This window comes from Hyalangium minutum (assembly GCF_000737315.1).
Lineage (GTDB): Bacteria > Myxococcota > Myxococcia > Myxococcales > Myxococcaceae > Hyalangium > Hyalangium minutum.
Map to the genome: position 1 here is coordinate 883,202 of NZ_JMCB01000003.1, position 14,931 is coordinate 898,132.

Below are 14,931 nucleotides of genomic sequence, written 5' to 3' on the forward strand. Positions count from 1 at the left end.
CGTCAGGGCTTGGCAGCCGGGGAAAGAGAAGAAGACGTGGTGGAGGAAGCTTCGATCTCCTCGACGAGCGAGGAGACGCTGCTGCTCAACCCCAGCCGCAGCCCGCCGTAGACGAGCAGCGCGAAGACGACGACACCTCCGGAGATGGCCACCAGCGGCAGCGTCCGCTTGGACGCGCGGAGGTTGCCCGCGGGCCGCTCGCCATGAGGCGACAGCGTCTCCGTGTCGAACTTGAACGAGGGCGCCAAATCTCTCTGCAGCTGTTCGATGAGCTGCATCAGCTCCAGCTCGCCGCCGCGCACGCGGTAGCGGCCCTGGAAGCCGAAGATGAGGCACAGGTAGTAGGCGCGCAGCGCCTCCGTGCGGCGGGGATCCTTGCGGATGTCCTGGAGCCGGGTGAAGAAACCCTCGCCGGCGCGGTTCTCCTTGAAGTACTGGAACTGCAGCAGGTTGCTGAGCCAGTACTCGCGGAACTCGTCGGACTTGCTCAGCGCGAGCTCATCCGCCAGCGCCACGAGGGCGTAGGCGATGTCATCCACGTCCTGCTGCGGCAGGCCCTCGTCGCGAGCATTGCGCATCATCTCGCTGACGAAGCGGCGCAGGCGATCCTGCACCTGCTCGGGCGCGGGCAACGCGCTGGGTTCCGCCTGGCGGATCTGCAGCAGCGCGCCGAAGCAGTCCTTGGTGATCAGGTTCAGCCTGTCCATCTCTTACCTTCCCCCAGAGGTCTTTCAGCGGCCCTTGCTGCCATCCTTCTTCCCCGGCACCGCCATCAGCTCCAGCTTGGTGCGCGAAGGGTCGAAGGGCTGCGGCAGGTAGATGGCGAGCGTCTGATCCTGGATGGCGTCCTTCCAATAGCGGTCGGTGATGTCGAGCAAGAAGTAGACGACCTTCGGCTTGACGGGGATCTCCGGCGGAGGCCGGAACGTCACCGTCAGCGGCACGCCGGGCGTGGCGGCCTGGATGATGTTGTTGATCTCGTCCCAGCTGGCGATCTTCGCCAGGGCGGGCAGCTCGTCGGCGGTCTTCTTCTCGGCCACCTCGCTCTTCACCGCGAGGATGAAGTGCGTGCAGCGCGGGAGGCGCTCGTCCTCGAGCCGCGCCAGGTGCATGCCGTCCTTGCGGGACTCCAGAGGAATCGCCACGGACTGCTCGATGGCCACCGAGCGCAGCAGCCCCTCCAGCTTGAGGAAGAGTCCCTCGAAGGTGGCGCGCAGGTTGGTGTACTGGAACTTGGGCAGGTTGGCCGGATCCGAGTCCGTGGAGAACGTGGAGAGTTGCCCAGCGGCCTGGCACAGCAGCAGGTAGAGGAACTGAGGCGACATGTCCGCCGCCTCCACCGCGTGGGCCACCTGGGGGATGAGCCCGTTGAGCGTGCTGAGCTGCAGGAACTTCGTCACGTCCGCGCCGGTGAACTCCAGCGAGGCCTCGTCCCGGTGACGGCGCGTGTCGGACAGCTCGCGCTGCTTGCCGTACATGGACTTCAGCAGCTGCCGCAGGTTGGCCAGGATGTAGGCCGAGCCGGACACCCGCAGGCTCGGAGGAATGTACGAGGGCGCCAGCACCGCGGCGCCCGTCTTGTCGCGCACCAGCTCGGCGATCTTGATGACCTCGTAGTCGTCGCGGGGCTCGGTGCCGAAGAGGAAGCGGATGTTGCGCTGGGCGAAGGCCACGGCGGATACGGACTCGGTGGTGATGAGATCCGCCACCGAGCGGTTCACCACGCTGAAGCGCGGCGCCGTGGTGGAGCCGCTGGGCTCGCCGTAGCTGGCCACGCCATCGCGCTCGCGCGCCACGCCGAGGTACACCTCCAGGGACTTCTTGGAGGCGCCAAAGTGCTCCTCGATGGGGCGGCCCTGGGGCTCCTCGGGCTGGCCGCGCTCGAAGGTGACGGGCAGGCCGTCCGGGAGGATGCCGAAGAAGCGCAGCAGCTGGAACTGACCGGCCGCCAGCGCCTTGTCATCCACCTCCATCTCCACCACGCCCCAGTCGTAGGGCGTCATGGCGCCGAGCCGGGCCGACAGGAGGGACTCGTGGTACAGGTCCGCCTGCTGGAGGTGCTGGGGATTCATGAACATCCCCTCGGACCACACGACACGCTGAGGAATCTTCATCGCCCCTCCACCCGGCCGCGGGCCTCGACCCGGTAGTCCTCGAGATAGAAGTGCAGCGGAGGCGGCTGGGCCCCCGGCTTCTTCGCCGCGGCGCACAGCTCGGGCGTCACCTCCGGCAGCCGCAGGATGGAGCGCCACACCTGGCCCGCGGGCTTGCGGAACACGCCCAGCACCACCACGTAGGTGGCCTTGGGATCGCGCGCGAGCTGCCGCGTGAGCGACTGGCCCGGCTGGAGCGTCAGCTCGTCCGAGGCGATCAGATCGTCCTCGAGGACTTCCTTGGAGCGCTGCCACACGTCCTGGAACTCCGCGGCCTCCAGGCGGCGGATGTCCTTGAGCTGGAGCACCTGGACAATGGTCGACAGGGAGTTGCCCCTGTCATCCGGATTGAGGCGCTCACTCGCCTCGAGAAGGACAGCGATGGGGGGTGGCTCCTTGCACGGCTCGGCCGGCTTGGCCGTCGCACAGGCGCTCAGCCACACCGAAGCCGCGAGCACCAGCGCCCCGCGCAACCCGATTCCCCCACTGCTGTCCCAGATCTGCCGCCACCTCCCGGCCAGCATGCAAACCCCTGTCAGAGCACGTGAAAATGCGGCGGAACGCTGCCACACCGAACCGTTCAGTTCAAGGCAGCTACCCGGTCCTTGGGGGGTTCCCTAGGGAGCTGTCCGCACAGGGCATGTGCCTCGCTGCGCCCCCGCGAAACCTGGAGAGTAGGACCGGGTTACCGAGCCTGCTTCAGCTTCGCGAGAACTTCCCGCTGAGCGCGGACAGCTTCTTCTCCCCTCCCCTTAGGAACCCCATAGAAGCTTTGGAGGAGCGCATCCGGGGACTGGGGGGCCGGCGGCTTCACGGCGAAGATCAGCTGCTGCCCTACCTGGACGTCACCCGGAACTCCCCAGGTCAGAAAGCTGAGCTGGCGAGGCAGCGAGCCCTCGAGCTGCTTCTCCACTTCTATATGGATACGCAACCGCGAGCCGCGCGTGCCCGCGTTGAAGTGCTCCACGCGCTGCACCTGGCCCAGCGCCACACACCCGCCCTGGGCGAGGAAGCCTCGCAACGGCTCCTCTTCAATGATCTCGATCTTCACGGGCCTCGCAGGCTCTTTGGATGCAGGGGGCTGCTGGGGGGCGGCAGGCTCCGAGCCAGCCGCGCAGGAGAAGACGAGGGCCAGGGCACTCAGTGCCCCCAGCACGCGCGAAGTCATCGCCATGAGGGCTTCTCGTCCACGGTGTGCCAGCGGCGGTGGATCGCGAAGGCCCGCCCGAGCGCCCCGTTCACCAGCACCTGGATGTAATCGCGCTCCACTTTGATGCCATTGACCACGTGGCCCCAGCGCGCCACGAAGACCTCCTCGCCGGCCTGCTCCTCGTAGTCCGCCACTTCGAGCACAGCGTCCTCAGGAGGCTGGGCGGCCTTCTTCGCCACCTCCAGCGCCTGAGCCTTGGTGAGCCCCCGTCCACATCGCTCGGTGAAGGCTGCGAAGAGCCACGAGCGCTGCTCTCCCGTCACCGGGCTGTACTTCGTGGAGTACTCGGAGACGCGCTGGTACATCCCGAACTTCACCCGCTTGTACGGCCCCTGCCGCTCCACAGCCTCGGGGCGCGCCTGGATGAGGTACTGGAGGTACTGGACAGCCTCGGGCGTCCCCTGCCGCTCCAGATCCCGCTCCAGCACGCGGAAGACCGAGGCTCGGGCCGGCTCGATGGGCGCTGCGTCCTGGGGGTCTGTCTCGTCCGCCATCGCTCCCTCCGTTACCGGCTGGGGCGCTCACTGTAGCCTGCCCACCGTGAAAAAAGCCCCGCATCCCCTGCTGCGGGAACGCGGGGCCGTGACTCCAGGCCGCAGTTCAGGACGGCCGGACTGGCAACGGCCGCTGAGGCCCCAGGGCATCGGAGAGCGGGGGCAGCGGGCGGGTGAACACGTCGATCAGCAGATGAACGGAATCCTCCGGGACGCCCTCGATGTCCATCAGCACCTCGCCGTTCTCTTCACGCAATGTCACCTTCACCTGCGAACCCTTCGGGAAACGCCGAGCGGCCGCCAGGGTGTACTGCTCGGACAGCAGCTCCAGTTCCGACGACGGAGAGCGGCTCTTGGGCACAGTGAGAGCGGATTCGTTCAGTTTCTTCGTATTGGACATCCGAGATTCCTTTGAGGGGGGAACGCACCCTGCGTTCTCCGGCTGCAGGTCTGTGCGGCGGAACGGTCCAAAGCACACGGCGAGCCAACGCTTGGGCGCGAGTGAAAACAAGCACTTGCGAAACAGGGCCTCCCCGTGGACCGTCCACGCCCGCGGACGGTCCGTCCACGCTGGGAGACGGGTCAGCCGTGGCCGCCTGGGGTTCTCCCCGGCTGTCCGGCCTTCAGGGCTCACCGGTGAGCCCTGAACTCCCGCCCTCGCCCACCGGCCATGGCTGCAACGGCCGCAGCAGTCCTGCCTGGTCCAGCAACTCGTGCACGCGAGCGGCCAGCGAGACGTGCTCTGAGTTGGAAACGGTGAACCGCTCGGGAGTGAGGATGACGAGCGTCCCCTTATCCTCCACCGGCTCGATGCGCACGGGGGCTGGCAGCGAGGGCACGGTGCCTCGCAGCCGCGAGAAATACATCACCCAGCCAACGAAGGTGCCCGCCTTCGCTTTCTCCGTCACGCTGTCCCGGTGCGCCTCGGAAGTAGCGACTCCCCACTCCGGCTCCCAGGCCAGGGCCATCGCGCGCAGCACCTCGGTCATAACGGGAGCGGTGAGCACCCGATCCACAGGGGGCTCCTGCTTGTAGGACTTGAGCAAGCAGAGGGAGGCAAGCCGACGGTTCGCTGAACCACATCTCCCATCCACGCCGGACGTCTCCTCCAAGGTGTCCCCCGTCCACAGGTGGAAGGACAAACTGTCACCCACCTGGTTGTCCTTTTGCGCGAAGAACTTCTGGAAGTTCGCCGCATCGGTTGCGAACGGACGTTGGCGCGCATCCTCGAAGGAGTCCGCAGGCTCGTACCAACGGGTCCATGCCGGATCGCAGCGCCCCAAGAGGCGGAAGAAGCGCTCCGCGCGTTGTGCGCACACTGAGGCCGCTTCGGGCCGGGCAAGCCAGTAGGAGCCCACGTAATACGTCTCAATCATCGGACAGCGGCTCCTCACGGGGGCACGGGGGTTGGGGGAAGATGAACGACCTCAATGTCTTCGAAGCCGTTCGCCTTGAACAGCTTCCTGAGCGCACCTGCGAGTTTCTCTTCCGCGACGATCCACCGGATGGGCGTTTCATCGGCGACTCGCATCTGGCGTTCCGCCTGTTTCAGCAACCGGTCACGGCCCTTGAAGTTTGGCAAGAAGTCCAGCTTCCGGGTGATCCACTGAGCGTAGCCGGGACCTTTGACCTCGAGCAGAACTCCCTGTTCGAAGCCGTCAAAATCCACCTCTTCGTCCCCGACTTTGACGCGGTAGGCGTAGCCCCGGGGTGCCCCCGTCATGTGAGCCTGATAGGTCCGGGCGCTCTCGGACATGGACTCCTCCACCTGGACCCATTCCCCTGGGCCACCGGAGGTGGGCGGCGCAGCCTGCGCGCCCGTCCCGCCGCCCGAGTTGCCGCGCGCCGCCATTGCCACCGCGTTGGGGGCCAACACGAGGGTGACTCCCTCAGAGGTGAGGGCCACCGCCTCCACCTGGGCCAGCGCCGGAGCCGTCCAGCGCAGGCCCAGTTGCGCCTCGGCCGCCACCGCTGCCTGTCCGGCTCCCGGCAATCTCGGCAGCGTGGACGCCATCCCCGAAGCCGTGCTCCCCACGGCTACCGTGCCCAGCATGACGAAGGCTCGCGCCGCCTTCTCCCCCATCGTGTCCCCGAACCTCTCCCCAGCGGCGTAGATGCCATCGAAGGTGGTGGCCTGATCCACTTCCCTCATCAGCACCAGCCACCCGTCAACAAGCCGCCACACCGTGTCCCAACCCAGGTAGGCCATGGCCCCCAGCGTCATCAACGCCGCCACGCCCTTGCTCACCGGCTCGGGCAGCGCGAGCAGAATCGCGTACAGCGTCAGCCCGCCCACCACCGTGGCCACCACCGCCTGGGGGTCCACCATCCGGGCCAGTTCCTCCTTCATCGCCCCCAGCACCTTGCTGTGCGCAATCGCCATGGCCAGCGCGTACTTGGCATCCCCATCCAGGAAGGGCCTGTCCACCAGCAGGCGCAGGCAATCTCCCCCTCCCCACTCCTCACCGCACCACAGCAGGTAGCGGCGCTTGAGTTCCTCGTCCTCGGGCAGCAGGCGCAGGTTCTGGGGGCTCCCCGGCTCCGACACCATGAGGCGCTGGCTCCGGCCCTCGTACCGGTACCAACCGCTTCGCTCGGGCAGTCCGAACAGCTGCCGGGCGTGCTCCAAGGGCCGCTCCACGGGAAGCACAAAGGGGGCTTGTTGCGCGACGGCCTTCCTGAACTCCTTCGCGCTGAGGGACACCGGGTCCACGTCGCCGCGCGGCGAATAAACCCGAGGCGCACCCTGGCCTGTGTCCAAGCGGACCACCGCCTTCATTGAGGCGCTGCACCCCGAGAACACCACGAACAGCAGCACCACCACCAAGCGCGGCATGGGCAGCCTCCGGAGCATGGCTCCCGCGCCGGGAGCCCCCCGAGATTAAAGCGCGCGAGGAGATGTGCCGCGAGCACTGGAACCGGTGCATCGAGCATGGTGGCGAATACGAGAGGCGCGGGCAATACGGCCAGACCCTCTGCCGTTCCTGCTGGCAAACCTGCAAAGCGAATGGGTTCTGGCCCGATCAGGTCAACGACATTCCGTGTTTGGGGGGCTAGGCGTGGGTCGCTCTCGGAGAGCATGGTGGCGCGCTGTCGCGGAGGCGCGCGAGTGGCTCACGCTGGACCTGAGCTACGCGGACGCGCCCTTCGAGGTGATCGTCGCCGTCCCCAAGGATCTCGAGCGGCAACAAATGCTCGACAGCATTGAGCACGCCCGGCGCGTAGCCCTTCGATGTCTTCCACACAGGGAGACGGGCCCCTAGCCCACTGTTCCCCGCCGCTGATCGCGCCGGTATGTGCCAGGAGCCGTCCCTCCCCAACGCTTGAAGGCCCGGTTGAACGAGGCCTCGCTGCTGTACCCCACGTACTCGGCCACCTCGCTCAGCGGCACGTGGCTCTCGCGCAGCAGCTGCGCCGCCTTCGTCATTCTCCACCGCGCCAGGTACTCCAGGGGCGGCTCTCCCACGAGCGCCGTGAAGCGCGCGGCGAACCCGGACCTCGAGAGCGCCACTGCCGCCGCCAGGCTCTCCACCGTCCACGGCTCCGCGGACCGCTCGTGAAGCAGCGCGAGCGCCTTGCCAATCTGCGGATCCACCAGCGCCCGCAGCCCGTGCTCCTCGCACTTCCCTCCCGCCACGTGCGCCCGAAGCGCCTGCACCAACAAGATGTCCGCCAGCCGGCTCATGATCACCGTCGCTCCCGGGCTGTTCGACGCGCTCTCCGCCAGCAGCAACTGTACGGTCGGCGCCAGCGAGCCCGCCGTTACCGGATCATCCGCGGTGATGTGGATGAGCGGCGGCAGTGCATTGAACAGCGGCGTCTGAGGCTCGACCCCAAACCGGAACGAGGCCGCTACCAAGGACGTGCGCGCCCCCTCCCCACCCAGCCGTATCGGCCCCACCCCCCGGGCCCGCTTGCACTCGCCCTGCCCCAGCACATGCAACGGGCTCCCCGCCGTATCGCGCAGCGTGTGCCCCCCGCCATGCGGAAGCAGCGCTAAGTCCCCGGCCGACAGGACGACGCCTCCCTCGCGCCCCTCGACCTCCAAGCGAGCACCACCGCGCGCAATCAGAACAATGTGAGCCCCCGGGCGCTGCGGGAACTGAATTCCCCACGGCGCATACAGCTCGAAGCGGCCATACATGTGCGTGGACAGCCGCATCGTGTCCAGCACCTCCGCCAGTACATCCGCAGGCTGCCCGTCCGGCTCGGCTGGACGATCGGTCAATTCTTTTGGACTGGGTGACATGGCACGTCCATATCGGCCTGGGTATTTCCTGGCCATGACAAACATCTCGCACCTGTTCACTCCGTACCGACTGGGCCGCTTCGAGCTAAAGAACCGCCTGGTCATGGCCCCCATGACTCGCAGCCGCGCCTCGGCGGAGGGCAACGTCCCCAGCCCGCTCGCCCCGGACTACTACGCACAGCGCGCCTCGGCCGGGCTCCTCATCACCGAGGCGACCCAGGTCAGCCCTCAAGGCGTAGGCTACATCCGCACGCCCGGCATGCACTCGCCCGAGCAAGTGGCCGGCTGGCGCAAGGTGACGGACGCCGTCCACGCGGCGGGCAGCCTCATCTTCGCCCAGCTTTGGCATGTCGGGCGCGTCTCGCACCCTGACTTCCATGACGGCCGACTGCCAGTGGCGCCCTCGGCCATCGGTTACGGGGGGTTTGCCTTCACGTTCCAAGGCCGCAAGCCCACGGTGACGCCGCGAGCGCTCGAGACCGAGGAGCTCCCCGGCGTCGTCGAGCAATTCCGGAGCGCGGCCCAGAACGCCCTGGAAGCGGGCTTCGATGGCGTGGAGCTGCACGGCAGCAACGGCTACCTGCTGGATCAGTTCCTGCGCGATAGCTCCAACCAGCGCACGGACGCGTACGGAGGCAGCATCGAGAACCGGGCGCGCTTCCCGCTGGAGGTGACCCGGGCCGTGGCGAGCGTCTGGGGCGCGGAGCGAGTGGGCTACCGGCTCTCGCCTCAGCCGTACGCGTACGGAGGCATGTGGGACTCGACCCCGGCAGACACCTTCAGCTACATGGCCCGCGAGCTGAGCCGGCTGGGGCTGGGCTACCTGCACGTGACGGAGCACGTATCGGGCAAGGAAGTGCCGAGCCCGGAGCAGCGCATCACCCCGCTCTTGCGCAAGGCGTTCCACGGCACCTTCATCGTCAACGGCAGCTATGACGCCCAGGCGGGCGAGGCGGCGCTCTCCCGGGGTGAGGCGGATCTGGTGGCTTACGGCGTGCCGTTCCTCGCCAACCCGGATCTGCCGGAGCGCTTCCGCCAGCAGGCCGTGCTCAACCCTCCGGACACCTCCACCTTCTTCACCGGCGAGGAGAAGGGCTACACGGACTATCCGGCGCTGCACTGAGCCGGACGTGGCATCCTGCGGCAGCGAAGCAGTGCAAGGAGCGGCCCCATGTCGACGGACCCGGAGTTGGAACTGGTGATGCTGGCCCGGAGCGCGGAGCTCCCCGGAGGGCTGCACGTGCGCCGGGCCATTCCACAGGCCCAGCGGCGGATGGTGGGGCCGTTCGTCTTCGTGGATCAGATGGGACCGGCGGAGTACCCGGCGGACCGGGAGGTGACGATCCTCGCCCACCCGCACATCGGGCTGTCGACGGTGACCTACCTCTTCGAGGGCGAGGGCGTGCACCGGGACAGCCTCGGGACGGAGCAGAAGATCCTCCCGGGTGAGGTGAACTGGATGACGGCGGGCCAGGGGATCGTCCACTCGGAGCGGACGCGGGCGGGCGGCTCGGGGCGGATGTTCGGCATCCAGACGTGGGTGGCGCTCCCGAAGCACCTGGAGGAGTGCGCGCCCACCTTCGAGCATTATGACGCGAGCGCCGTGCCACTCTTGGAGGAAGGCGGCGTCACCACCCGGCTGATCGCGGGCTCGCTGTTCGGGGCCCGCTCCCAGGTGAGGACCTCCTCCCCGCTCTTCTACGCCGAGGTCCTGTTCGAGGCGGGGGCGGTGCTGCAGCTGCGCCCCGAGTACGACGAGCGGGCCGCCTTCGTGGTGGAGGGCGCGGTGACGCTGACCGAGACGACGCTGCGGGCCGGCGAGATCGCCTTCTTCCACCGGGGCACGGAGGTGCTGCTGCGCGCCGAGGAGCCCACCCGGCTGCTGCTGCTGGGAGGCGAGCCGCTGGAGGGCCCGCGCTACATCTCGTGGAACTTCGTCTCCAGCTCGAAGGATCGGCTCAAGCAGGCGTCCAGCGACTGGCGCCACCAGCGCTTCGCGCGCATCCCCGGGGAGACGCAGTACATCCCGCTCCCCGAGGACGGCGATACACCGGTCAACTATCCCTGACGGCGCCCACGGAGAGCCCATGCCAGAGCCATCAAGGCCCATGAAAGAGGAAGGACAGGGGCGGTAGCGCAACTCCAGCCGTAATGGCTCATGGGGATGATGAATGCGTACTCAGCGGAGGGTTGGCTGGTATTGCTGGCTTCATCCGTGGCAGTGGCCACGACCAGGTGGCGGCCTCCTGCCAGCGCCGTGTCGACGTTGACACTCCAGTTTCCCGCCTCATCCGCTGGGACCGTCCCCACCCAAAGACCATCCAGCCACACATTCACAGTGCTCTTTGCCTCCGCCGTCCCCCCCAGAGTGGGCTTCGGGGTGTTGACGATGGAGCTTGGCAATCCCACCTCGGGTGCATCGGGCTTCTGGGTGTCGACGGTAAAGGGATGAGCCGTAGAGAGAGCACTGATATTGCCCACGGCATCGGTGGCCATCGCTGTAACCAGATGCGGTCCATCGAACAACTCCGCCCCCGGAGTGAAGCGCCAACTCCCCGTGGCATCTGTCATGGCGATGCCTGCATCCGTCTCATCCAGCCGCACCGTCACCATGCTTCCCACCTCCGCTCTCCCTTCAATGAGAGGTATCCGTGTGTTGACGAGTGCTCCAGGCGCCGTCACTTCGGGCGCCTCGGGTGCCAGAGAGTCGATCGTGAAGGTACGGACCCTGGTAGAACTGACATTGTTGGCTTTATCGGTGGCAGTCACCTCGGCGACGTGGAGTCCCTCGATCAACGGAGTCTCAAGGGTCACGCTCCAGAATCCCGTCGCGTCTGCCTGAATGGTCCAAACCTCTTGCCCATCCATCCGTACCGCCACGGTGCTATTGGCCTCCGCCGTGCCAGCAATGGTGGGCTTCAGGGTATTGATAAGCTCCCCAGGAGAACTCACCTCAGGTGCGTCTGGCCGCACGGTGTCGACTGTGACGAGGTGGGTTTTGGAGAGGCTGACATTGCCCACTTCGTCCGTGGCGGTGAGCTCGGTTTGGAGGTGTCCATCGGAGAGAGCCGTGGAAGGAATGAAGCTCCAGGCTCCATCTTCATCGGTGCTGGCTGTCCCCAGCACGGTGCTTCCCAGCCACAACGTCACCGTGCTCCGGGCCTCCGCCAGCCCCCTGTAAGTCGGCCGGTTGTCGTTGATGGTGGAGCCGTTGTTCGGTGTGAGCACCACTGGGGACGATGGCGGCACGGTGTCCACGATGAACGTGTAGGCGATGGATTCGGCGCTGGTATTGCCCCCGGCATCCGTCGCTTGCACCTTCACCGTGTGGACGCCGTCCGCCAGCACCGCTGGCTGCGTGCAGTTCCACTCTCCCGAGGCATTGGCCACCCGAGTCCCCACGGCCACGCCATCCACCATCACCTTGACGGTGCCGCCCGCCTCCACGGTCCCTTGATAGATCGGCCGATTGTCTTTGATGGTGGAGCCGTTGGCCGGCTCGAGCACCTGCGGGGCTCCGGGTGGCTGCGTGTCCACTGTGAACGTGTAGGGCATGGACGCAGCGCTGGTATTGCCCGCGGAATCTGTCGCGTACGCTTTCACCGTGTGCTCCCCCTCCGACAGCACCGTGGGCTGCGTGAAGTTCCATATCCCCGAGCCATTGACCCCCGCCGTCCCCAACACTGTGGTCCCCAGCCACAACGTCACCGTGCTCCGGGCCTCCGCCAGCCCCCTGTAAGTCGGCCGGTTGTCGTTGATGGTGGAGCCGTTGTTCGGTGTGAGCACCACTGGGGACGATGGCGGCACGGTGTCCACGATGAACGTGTAGGCGATGGATTCGGCGCTGGTATTGCCCCCGGCATCCGTCGCTTGCACCTTCACCGTGTGGACGCCGTCCGCCAGCGCCGCTGGCTGCGTGCAACTCCACTCTCCCGAAGCATTGGCCACCCGATTCCCCACGGCCACGCCATCCACCATCACCCTGACGGTGCTGCCCGCCTCCACGGTCCCTTGATAGATCGGCCGATTGTCTTTGATGGTGGAGCCGTTGGCCGGCTCGAGCACCTGCGGGGCTCCGGGTGGCTGCGTGTCCACTGTGAATGCATAGGGAGTGGACTCGAAGCTGATGGTGCCCGCGGAGTCTGTCGCGTACGCTTTCACCGTGTGAATCCCATCCGTCAGCACCGTGGGCTGCGTGAAATTCCACTCTCCAGAGCCATTGACCCCCGCAGTCCCTCGGGCTGTGCCATCCACCACCACCGTGACGGTGCTGCCCAATTCTGCCGTGCCGCTGTAGAACGGACGGTTGTTGTTGAGCGTGGAGCCGTTGATGGGCGTGAGCACTGTCGGGCTCGTTGGGTCAATCACCTCCATGCTGGAGAGGGCGCCCCCGGAGCCAAAGCCCCCGGTCACCAACACCTTGCCAGAGTCCAATAACGTCGCCGTGTGGTATACGCGTGCGGCGCTCAAAGGGTTCGTGGTGCTCCAGTTCCCTGTGGTCGGGTCGTACAGTTCCATGCGGTCGAAGTAGGCACTGGAGCCCTCGCCACCGATGACCAGGACCTTGCCGGAGGCCAACAACGTCGCTGTGTGATCAGCACGCGCCAAGGACAGGGAGTTCGTAGTGCTCCGGTTCCCCGTGTCGGGATCGTACAGCTCTGCATGGGCGAGATAGCCGCTGGTGCCATGGCCCCCAATGACCAGCACCCTGCCGGAGGCCAACAACGTCGCCGTGTGGGCCATGCGAGCCTTGGCCATCTCACCCGCGCTGCTCCACGTTCCCGAGGCGGGGTCGTACAGTTCCATGCTGGTGAGAACACCCCTGGAGCTATCGCCCCCGATGACCAGCACCTTGCCGGAGGACAGCAGCGTCGCCGTGTGAGTATCACGGGCCGTCATCATTCTTCCCGTGGTGCTCCAGGTCCCCGTGTCGGGGTCATACAGCTCCGCAGTGGCCAGATAGCCGCTGGGACCGTACCCCCCGGTGACTAGAACCTTGCCGGAGGCCAACAGCGTTGCCGTGTGAGCATCACGGGCCATGGTCATGGAGCCTGTGGTGCTCCACGTTCCTGTGGCTGGATCGTATAACTCCGAGGTGGCTAGAGAGCCGGCCACGCTAAATCCCCCAGTGACCAGCACCTTGCCGGAGGCCAACAGCGTCGCCCTGTGGGTGCTACGGGCTGTGCTCATGGAGCCCATGGGGCTCCAGGCCCCCATGGCCGGGTCATACACCTCCGTGCTGGCGATATTGCCACTGGGGCCAAAACCCCCGGTGACCAGCACCTTGCCGGAGGCCAACAGCGTCGCCTCGTGGTACTGGCGGCCCGCGATCAGAGAGCCCTTGGTGCTCCAGGTTCCCATGGCCGGGTCGTACACCTCCGCGCTGGAGAGATATCCGCTGAGACCATAGCCAGCCATGACCAACACCTTGCCGGAGGGCAGCAGCGTCGCCGTGTGGCGATAACGAGCCGTTCCCATGACGCCCGTCGTGCTCCAGGTACCCGTGGCCGGATCGTACACCTCCGCTCTGGAAAGCGGGCCCGCCTGGCCATAGCCGCCGGCAACCAGCACCTTGCCGGAGGCCAACACCTCTGCTGTGTGGGTTTCACGGGCTGTAGCCATAACGCCCGCAGTGGTCCACCCCCCTGTGGCCGGGTCGTACACCTCCGCGCTGGAGAGGAGGCCCCCAGGACCATAGCCACCGGTCACCAAGACCTTGCCAGAGGCCAACACCACTGCTGTATGGGCTTTACGGGCCATCGCCATGACGCCTGCGGTGCGCCAAGTCCCCGTGGCTGGGTCGTACACCTCCGCGCCAGCGAGCGAGCCGTCTAGATCTTCGCCTCCGGTGACCAGCACCTTGCCGGAGGCCAACAGCGTCGCCGTGTGGGCGACACGGACTGTGGCCATGGAGCCCGTGGAGTTCCAAGTCCCCGTGGCCGGGTCGTACAGCTCTGCGCTGGCAAGGGGACCCTCTGAGTCTTCGCCTCCGGTCACCAGCACTTGGCCGGAGGCCAACAGCGTCGCCGTGGGGGCCTCGCGGGCCATGGCCATGGAACCCGTGGAGCTCCAAATCCCCGTGGCCGGGTCGTACACCTCCGCGCTGGCAAGGGAGCCATTGGGGCCGTACCCTCCGGTGACCAACACCTTGCCGGAGTGCAACAACGTTGCTGTGTGGGTCCTGCGAGCTGTGGCCATGGAACCCGTGGAGATCCAAGTCCCCATGGCCGGATCGTACAACTCCGCGCTGGCAAGAGAACCGCTTCGGGCACGCCCCCCGGTGACCAACACCTTGCCGGAAGACAATAACGTCGCCGTGTGAAAATCGCGGGCCGTAGCCAGAGTGCTCACGGCACGACTGCCCCCCGCGAGAGCCTGAAGGGCCTGGGTCTCGAGTCTTTGGGGATGCTGCTCTTGACCCTCACTCTCCACCTGGCCGCACGCCAAACACAGCAGTGCGGAACTGATGATCAGCCTGACGATCACTCTCAACTTGATTCTGAGGGCGGATGGCATGCCTGCCTCCTTACCTATTGCTTCTCTTCTCTCCCCAAGAGCGTTTGCAGCTCTTGAGAACAGCACGGGCTGGGAGTGCTACTGCACCCGGTGAAGCCCGAAAGGGTGAGCCCCAAAAGAGAAGCGTGGCGGAAGAGCGCCGCTGAACGGCGCGTACGCCAACAGGCAATGCAAGTAACGGACCCAGGAGCGAATACTCCTGGGGGAGGCACCGGCGAGGGTTAGGAATGAGAGCAATGCCTGGCCCCGGAATGGCCCAGACTTACGTCAACTGACGCGTCAACGCTTGCATCTGACGCGTCAACATGG

The 14,931-nt window shown here is 66.5% G+C and carries 13 protein-coding genes; 3 read left to right on the top strand and 10 right to left on the bottom strand.

The annotated features are described in order from the left end of the window. Positions 1-2: 2 nt before the first annotated feature. From DB31_RS10105 to sitA5, 8 genes are all read right to left on the bottom strand, one after another. Positions 3-707, bottom strand: coding sequence for a DotU family type IV/VI secretion system protein (locus DB31_RS10105; protein WP_044185739.1), 705 nt, complete (start codon positions 705-707; stop codon positions 3-5). A gap of 24 nt (positions 708-731) precedes the next feature. Continuing rightward, positions 732-2,114, bottom strand: a complete 1,383-nt coding sequence (gene tssK, locus DB31_RS10110) for a type VI secretion system baseplate subunit TssK (RefSeq protein ID WP_044185741.1) — start codon at positions 2,112-2,114, stop codon at positions 732-734. Next, positions 2,111-2,677: a type VI secretion system lipoprotein TssJ gene (tssJ, locus tag DB31_RS10115; protein WP_083968104.1), complete on the bottom strand. Its 567-nt coding sequence runs from the start codon at positions 2,675-2,677 to the stop codon at positions 2,111-2,113. The genes tssK and tssJ overlap by 4 nt, the downstream gene beginning before the upstream one ends. Before the next feature lie 161 nt (positions 2,678-2,838). After that, entirely contained in the window at positions 2,839-3,327 is a 489-nt protein-coding gene (locus DB31_RS10120; RefSeq protein WP_044185743.1) for a hypothetical protein, read from the bottom strand. After that, positions 3,318-3,857, bottom strand: coding sequence for a hypothetical protein (locus DB31_RS10125; protein WP_044185745.1), 540 nt, complete (start codon positions 3,855-3,857; stop codon positions 3,318-3,320). The genes DB31_RS10120 and DB31_RS10125 overlap by 10 nt, the downstream gene beginning before the upstream one ends. A gap of 106 nt (positions 3,858-3,963) precedes the next feature. Further along, positions 3,964-4,257 carry a hypothetical protein gene (locus DB31_RS10130; RefSeq protein ID WP_044185747.1) on the bottom strand — a complete coding sequence of 98 codons (294 nt, stop codon included), beginning with the start codon at positions 4,255-4,257 and terminating at the stop codon, positions 3,964-3,966. A gap of 223 nt (positions 4,258-4,480) precedes the next feature. Beyond that, the gene (locus DB31_RS10135) at positions 4,481-5,233 is read right to left on the bottom strand and encodes an immunity 52 family protein (RefSeq protein ID WP_044185749.1); all 753 of its coding nucleotides are present in this window, start codon (positions 5,231-5,233) and stop codon (positions 4,481-4,483) included. A 14-nt stretch (positions 5,234-5,247) separates the two neighbouring features. Further along, the gene (sitA5, locus tag DB31_RS51215) at positions 5,248-6,693 is read right to left on the bottom strand and encodes a SitA5 family polymorphic toxin (protein WP_044185751.1); all 1,446 of its coding nucleotides are present in this window, start codon (positions 6,691-6,693) and stop codon (positions 5,248-5,250) included. Between the two features lie 223 nt (positions 6,694-6,916). Between sitA5 and DB31_RS10145 the strand changes: the two genes are divergently transcribed. Continuing rightward, the gene (locus DB31_RS10145) at positions 6,917-7,120 is read left to right on the top strand and encodes a hypothetical protein (RefSeq protein ID WP_052419844.1); all 204 of its coding nucleotides are present in this window, start codon (positions 6,917-6,919) and stop codon (positions 7,118-7,120) included. Here DB31_RS10145 and DB31_RS10150 read toward each other — a convergent pair. Then, positions 7,117-8,085, bottom strand: coding sequence for an AraC family transcriptional regulator (locus tag DB31_RS10150; protein ID WP_240486613.1), 969 nt, complete (start codon positions 8,083-8,085; stop codon positions 7,117-7,119). The genes DB31_RS10145 and DB31_RS10150 overlap by 4 nt on opposite strands. Positions 8,086-8,104: 19 nt before the next feature. On the opposite strand from DB31_RS10150, the gene DB31_RS10155 reads away from it, so the two are divergent. Beyond that, the gene (locus tag DB31_RS10155; protein ID WP_240486614.1) at positions 8,105-9,229 is read left to right on the top strand and encodes an alkene reductase; all 1,125 of its coding nucleotides are present in this window, start codon (positions 8,105-8,107) and stop codon (positions 9,227-9,229) included. Between the two features lie 48 nt (positions 9,230-9,277). Then, entirely contained in the window at positions 9,278-10,174 is an 897-nt protein-coding gene (locus DB31_RS10160) for a pirin family protein (protein ID WP_044185758.1), read from the top strand. On the opposite strand, the gene DB31_RS44665 is transcribed toward DB31_RS10160, so the two are convergent. Continuing rightward, the gene (locus tag DB31_RS44665) at positions 10,165-14,304 is read right to left on the bottom strand and encodes an Ig-like domain-containing protein (protein WP_240486615.1); all 4,140 of its coding nucleotides are present in this window, start codon (positions 14,302-14,304) and stop codon (positions 10,165-10,167) included. The genes DB31_RS10160 and DB31_RS44665 overlap by 10 nt on opposite strands. Positions 14,305-14,931: the final 627 nt, after the last annotated feature.

Coding starts and splice junctions, on each gene's coding strand:
- DB31_RS44665 (WP_240486615.1), bottom strand. CDS start 14,304: ATGGCCACAGCTCGCAGGACCCACACAGCAACGTTGTTGCACTCCGGC.
- sitA5 (WP_044185751.1), bottom strand. CDS start 6,693: ATGCCGCGCTTGGTGGTGGTGCTGCTGTTCGTGGTGTTCTCGGGGTGC.
- tssJ (WP_083968104.1), bottom strand. CDS start 2,677: ATGCTGGCCGGGAGGTGGCGGCAGATCTGGGACAGCAGTGGGGGAATC.
- tssK (WP_044185741.1), bottom strand. CDS start 2,114: ATGAAGATTCCTCAGCGTGTCGTGTGGTCCGAGGGGATGTTCATGAAT.
- DB31_RS10130 (WP_044185747.1), bottom strand. CDS start 4,257: ATGTCCAATACGAAGAAACTGAACGAATCCGCTCTCACTGTGCCCAAG.
- DB31_RS10125 (WP_044185745.1), bottom strand. CDS start 3,857: ATGGCGGACGAGACAGACCCCCAGGACGCAGCGCCCATCGAGCCGGCC.
- DB31_RS10135 (WP_044185749.1), bottom strand. CDS start 5,233: ATGATTGAGACGTATTACGTGGGCTCCTACTGGCTTGCCCGGCCCGAA.
- DB31_RS10120 (WP_044185743.1), bottom strand. CDS start 3,327: ATGGCGATGACTTCGCGCGTGCTGGGGGCACTGAGTGCCCTGGCCCTC.
- DB31_RS10155 (WP_240486614.1), top strand. CDS start 8,105: ATGGCACGTCCATATCGGCCTGGGTATTTCCTGGCCATGACAAACATC.
- DB31_RS10105 (WP_044185739.1), bottom strand. CDS start 707: ATGGACAGGCTGAACCTGATCACCAAGGACTGCTTCGGCGCGCTGCTG.
- DB31_RS10160 (WP_044185758.1), top strand. CDS start 9,278: ATGTCGACGGACCCGGAGTTGGAACTGGTGATGCTGGCCCGGAGCGCG.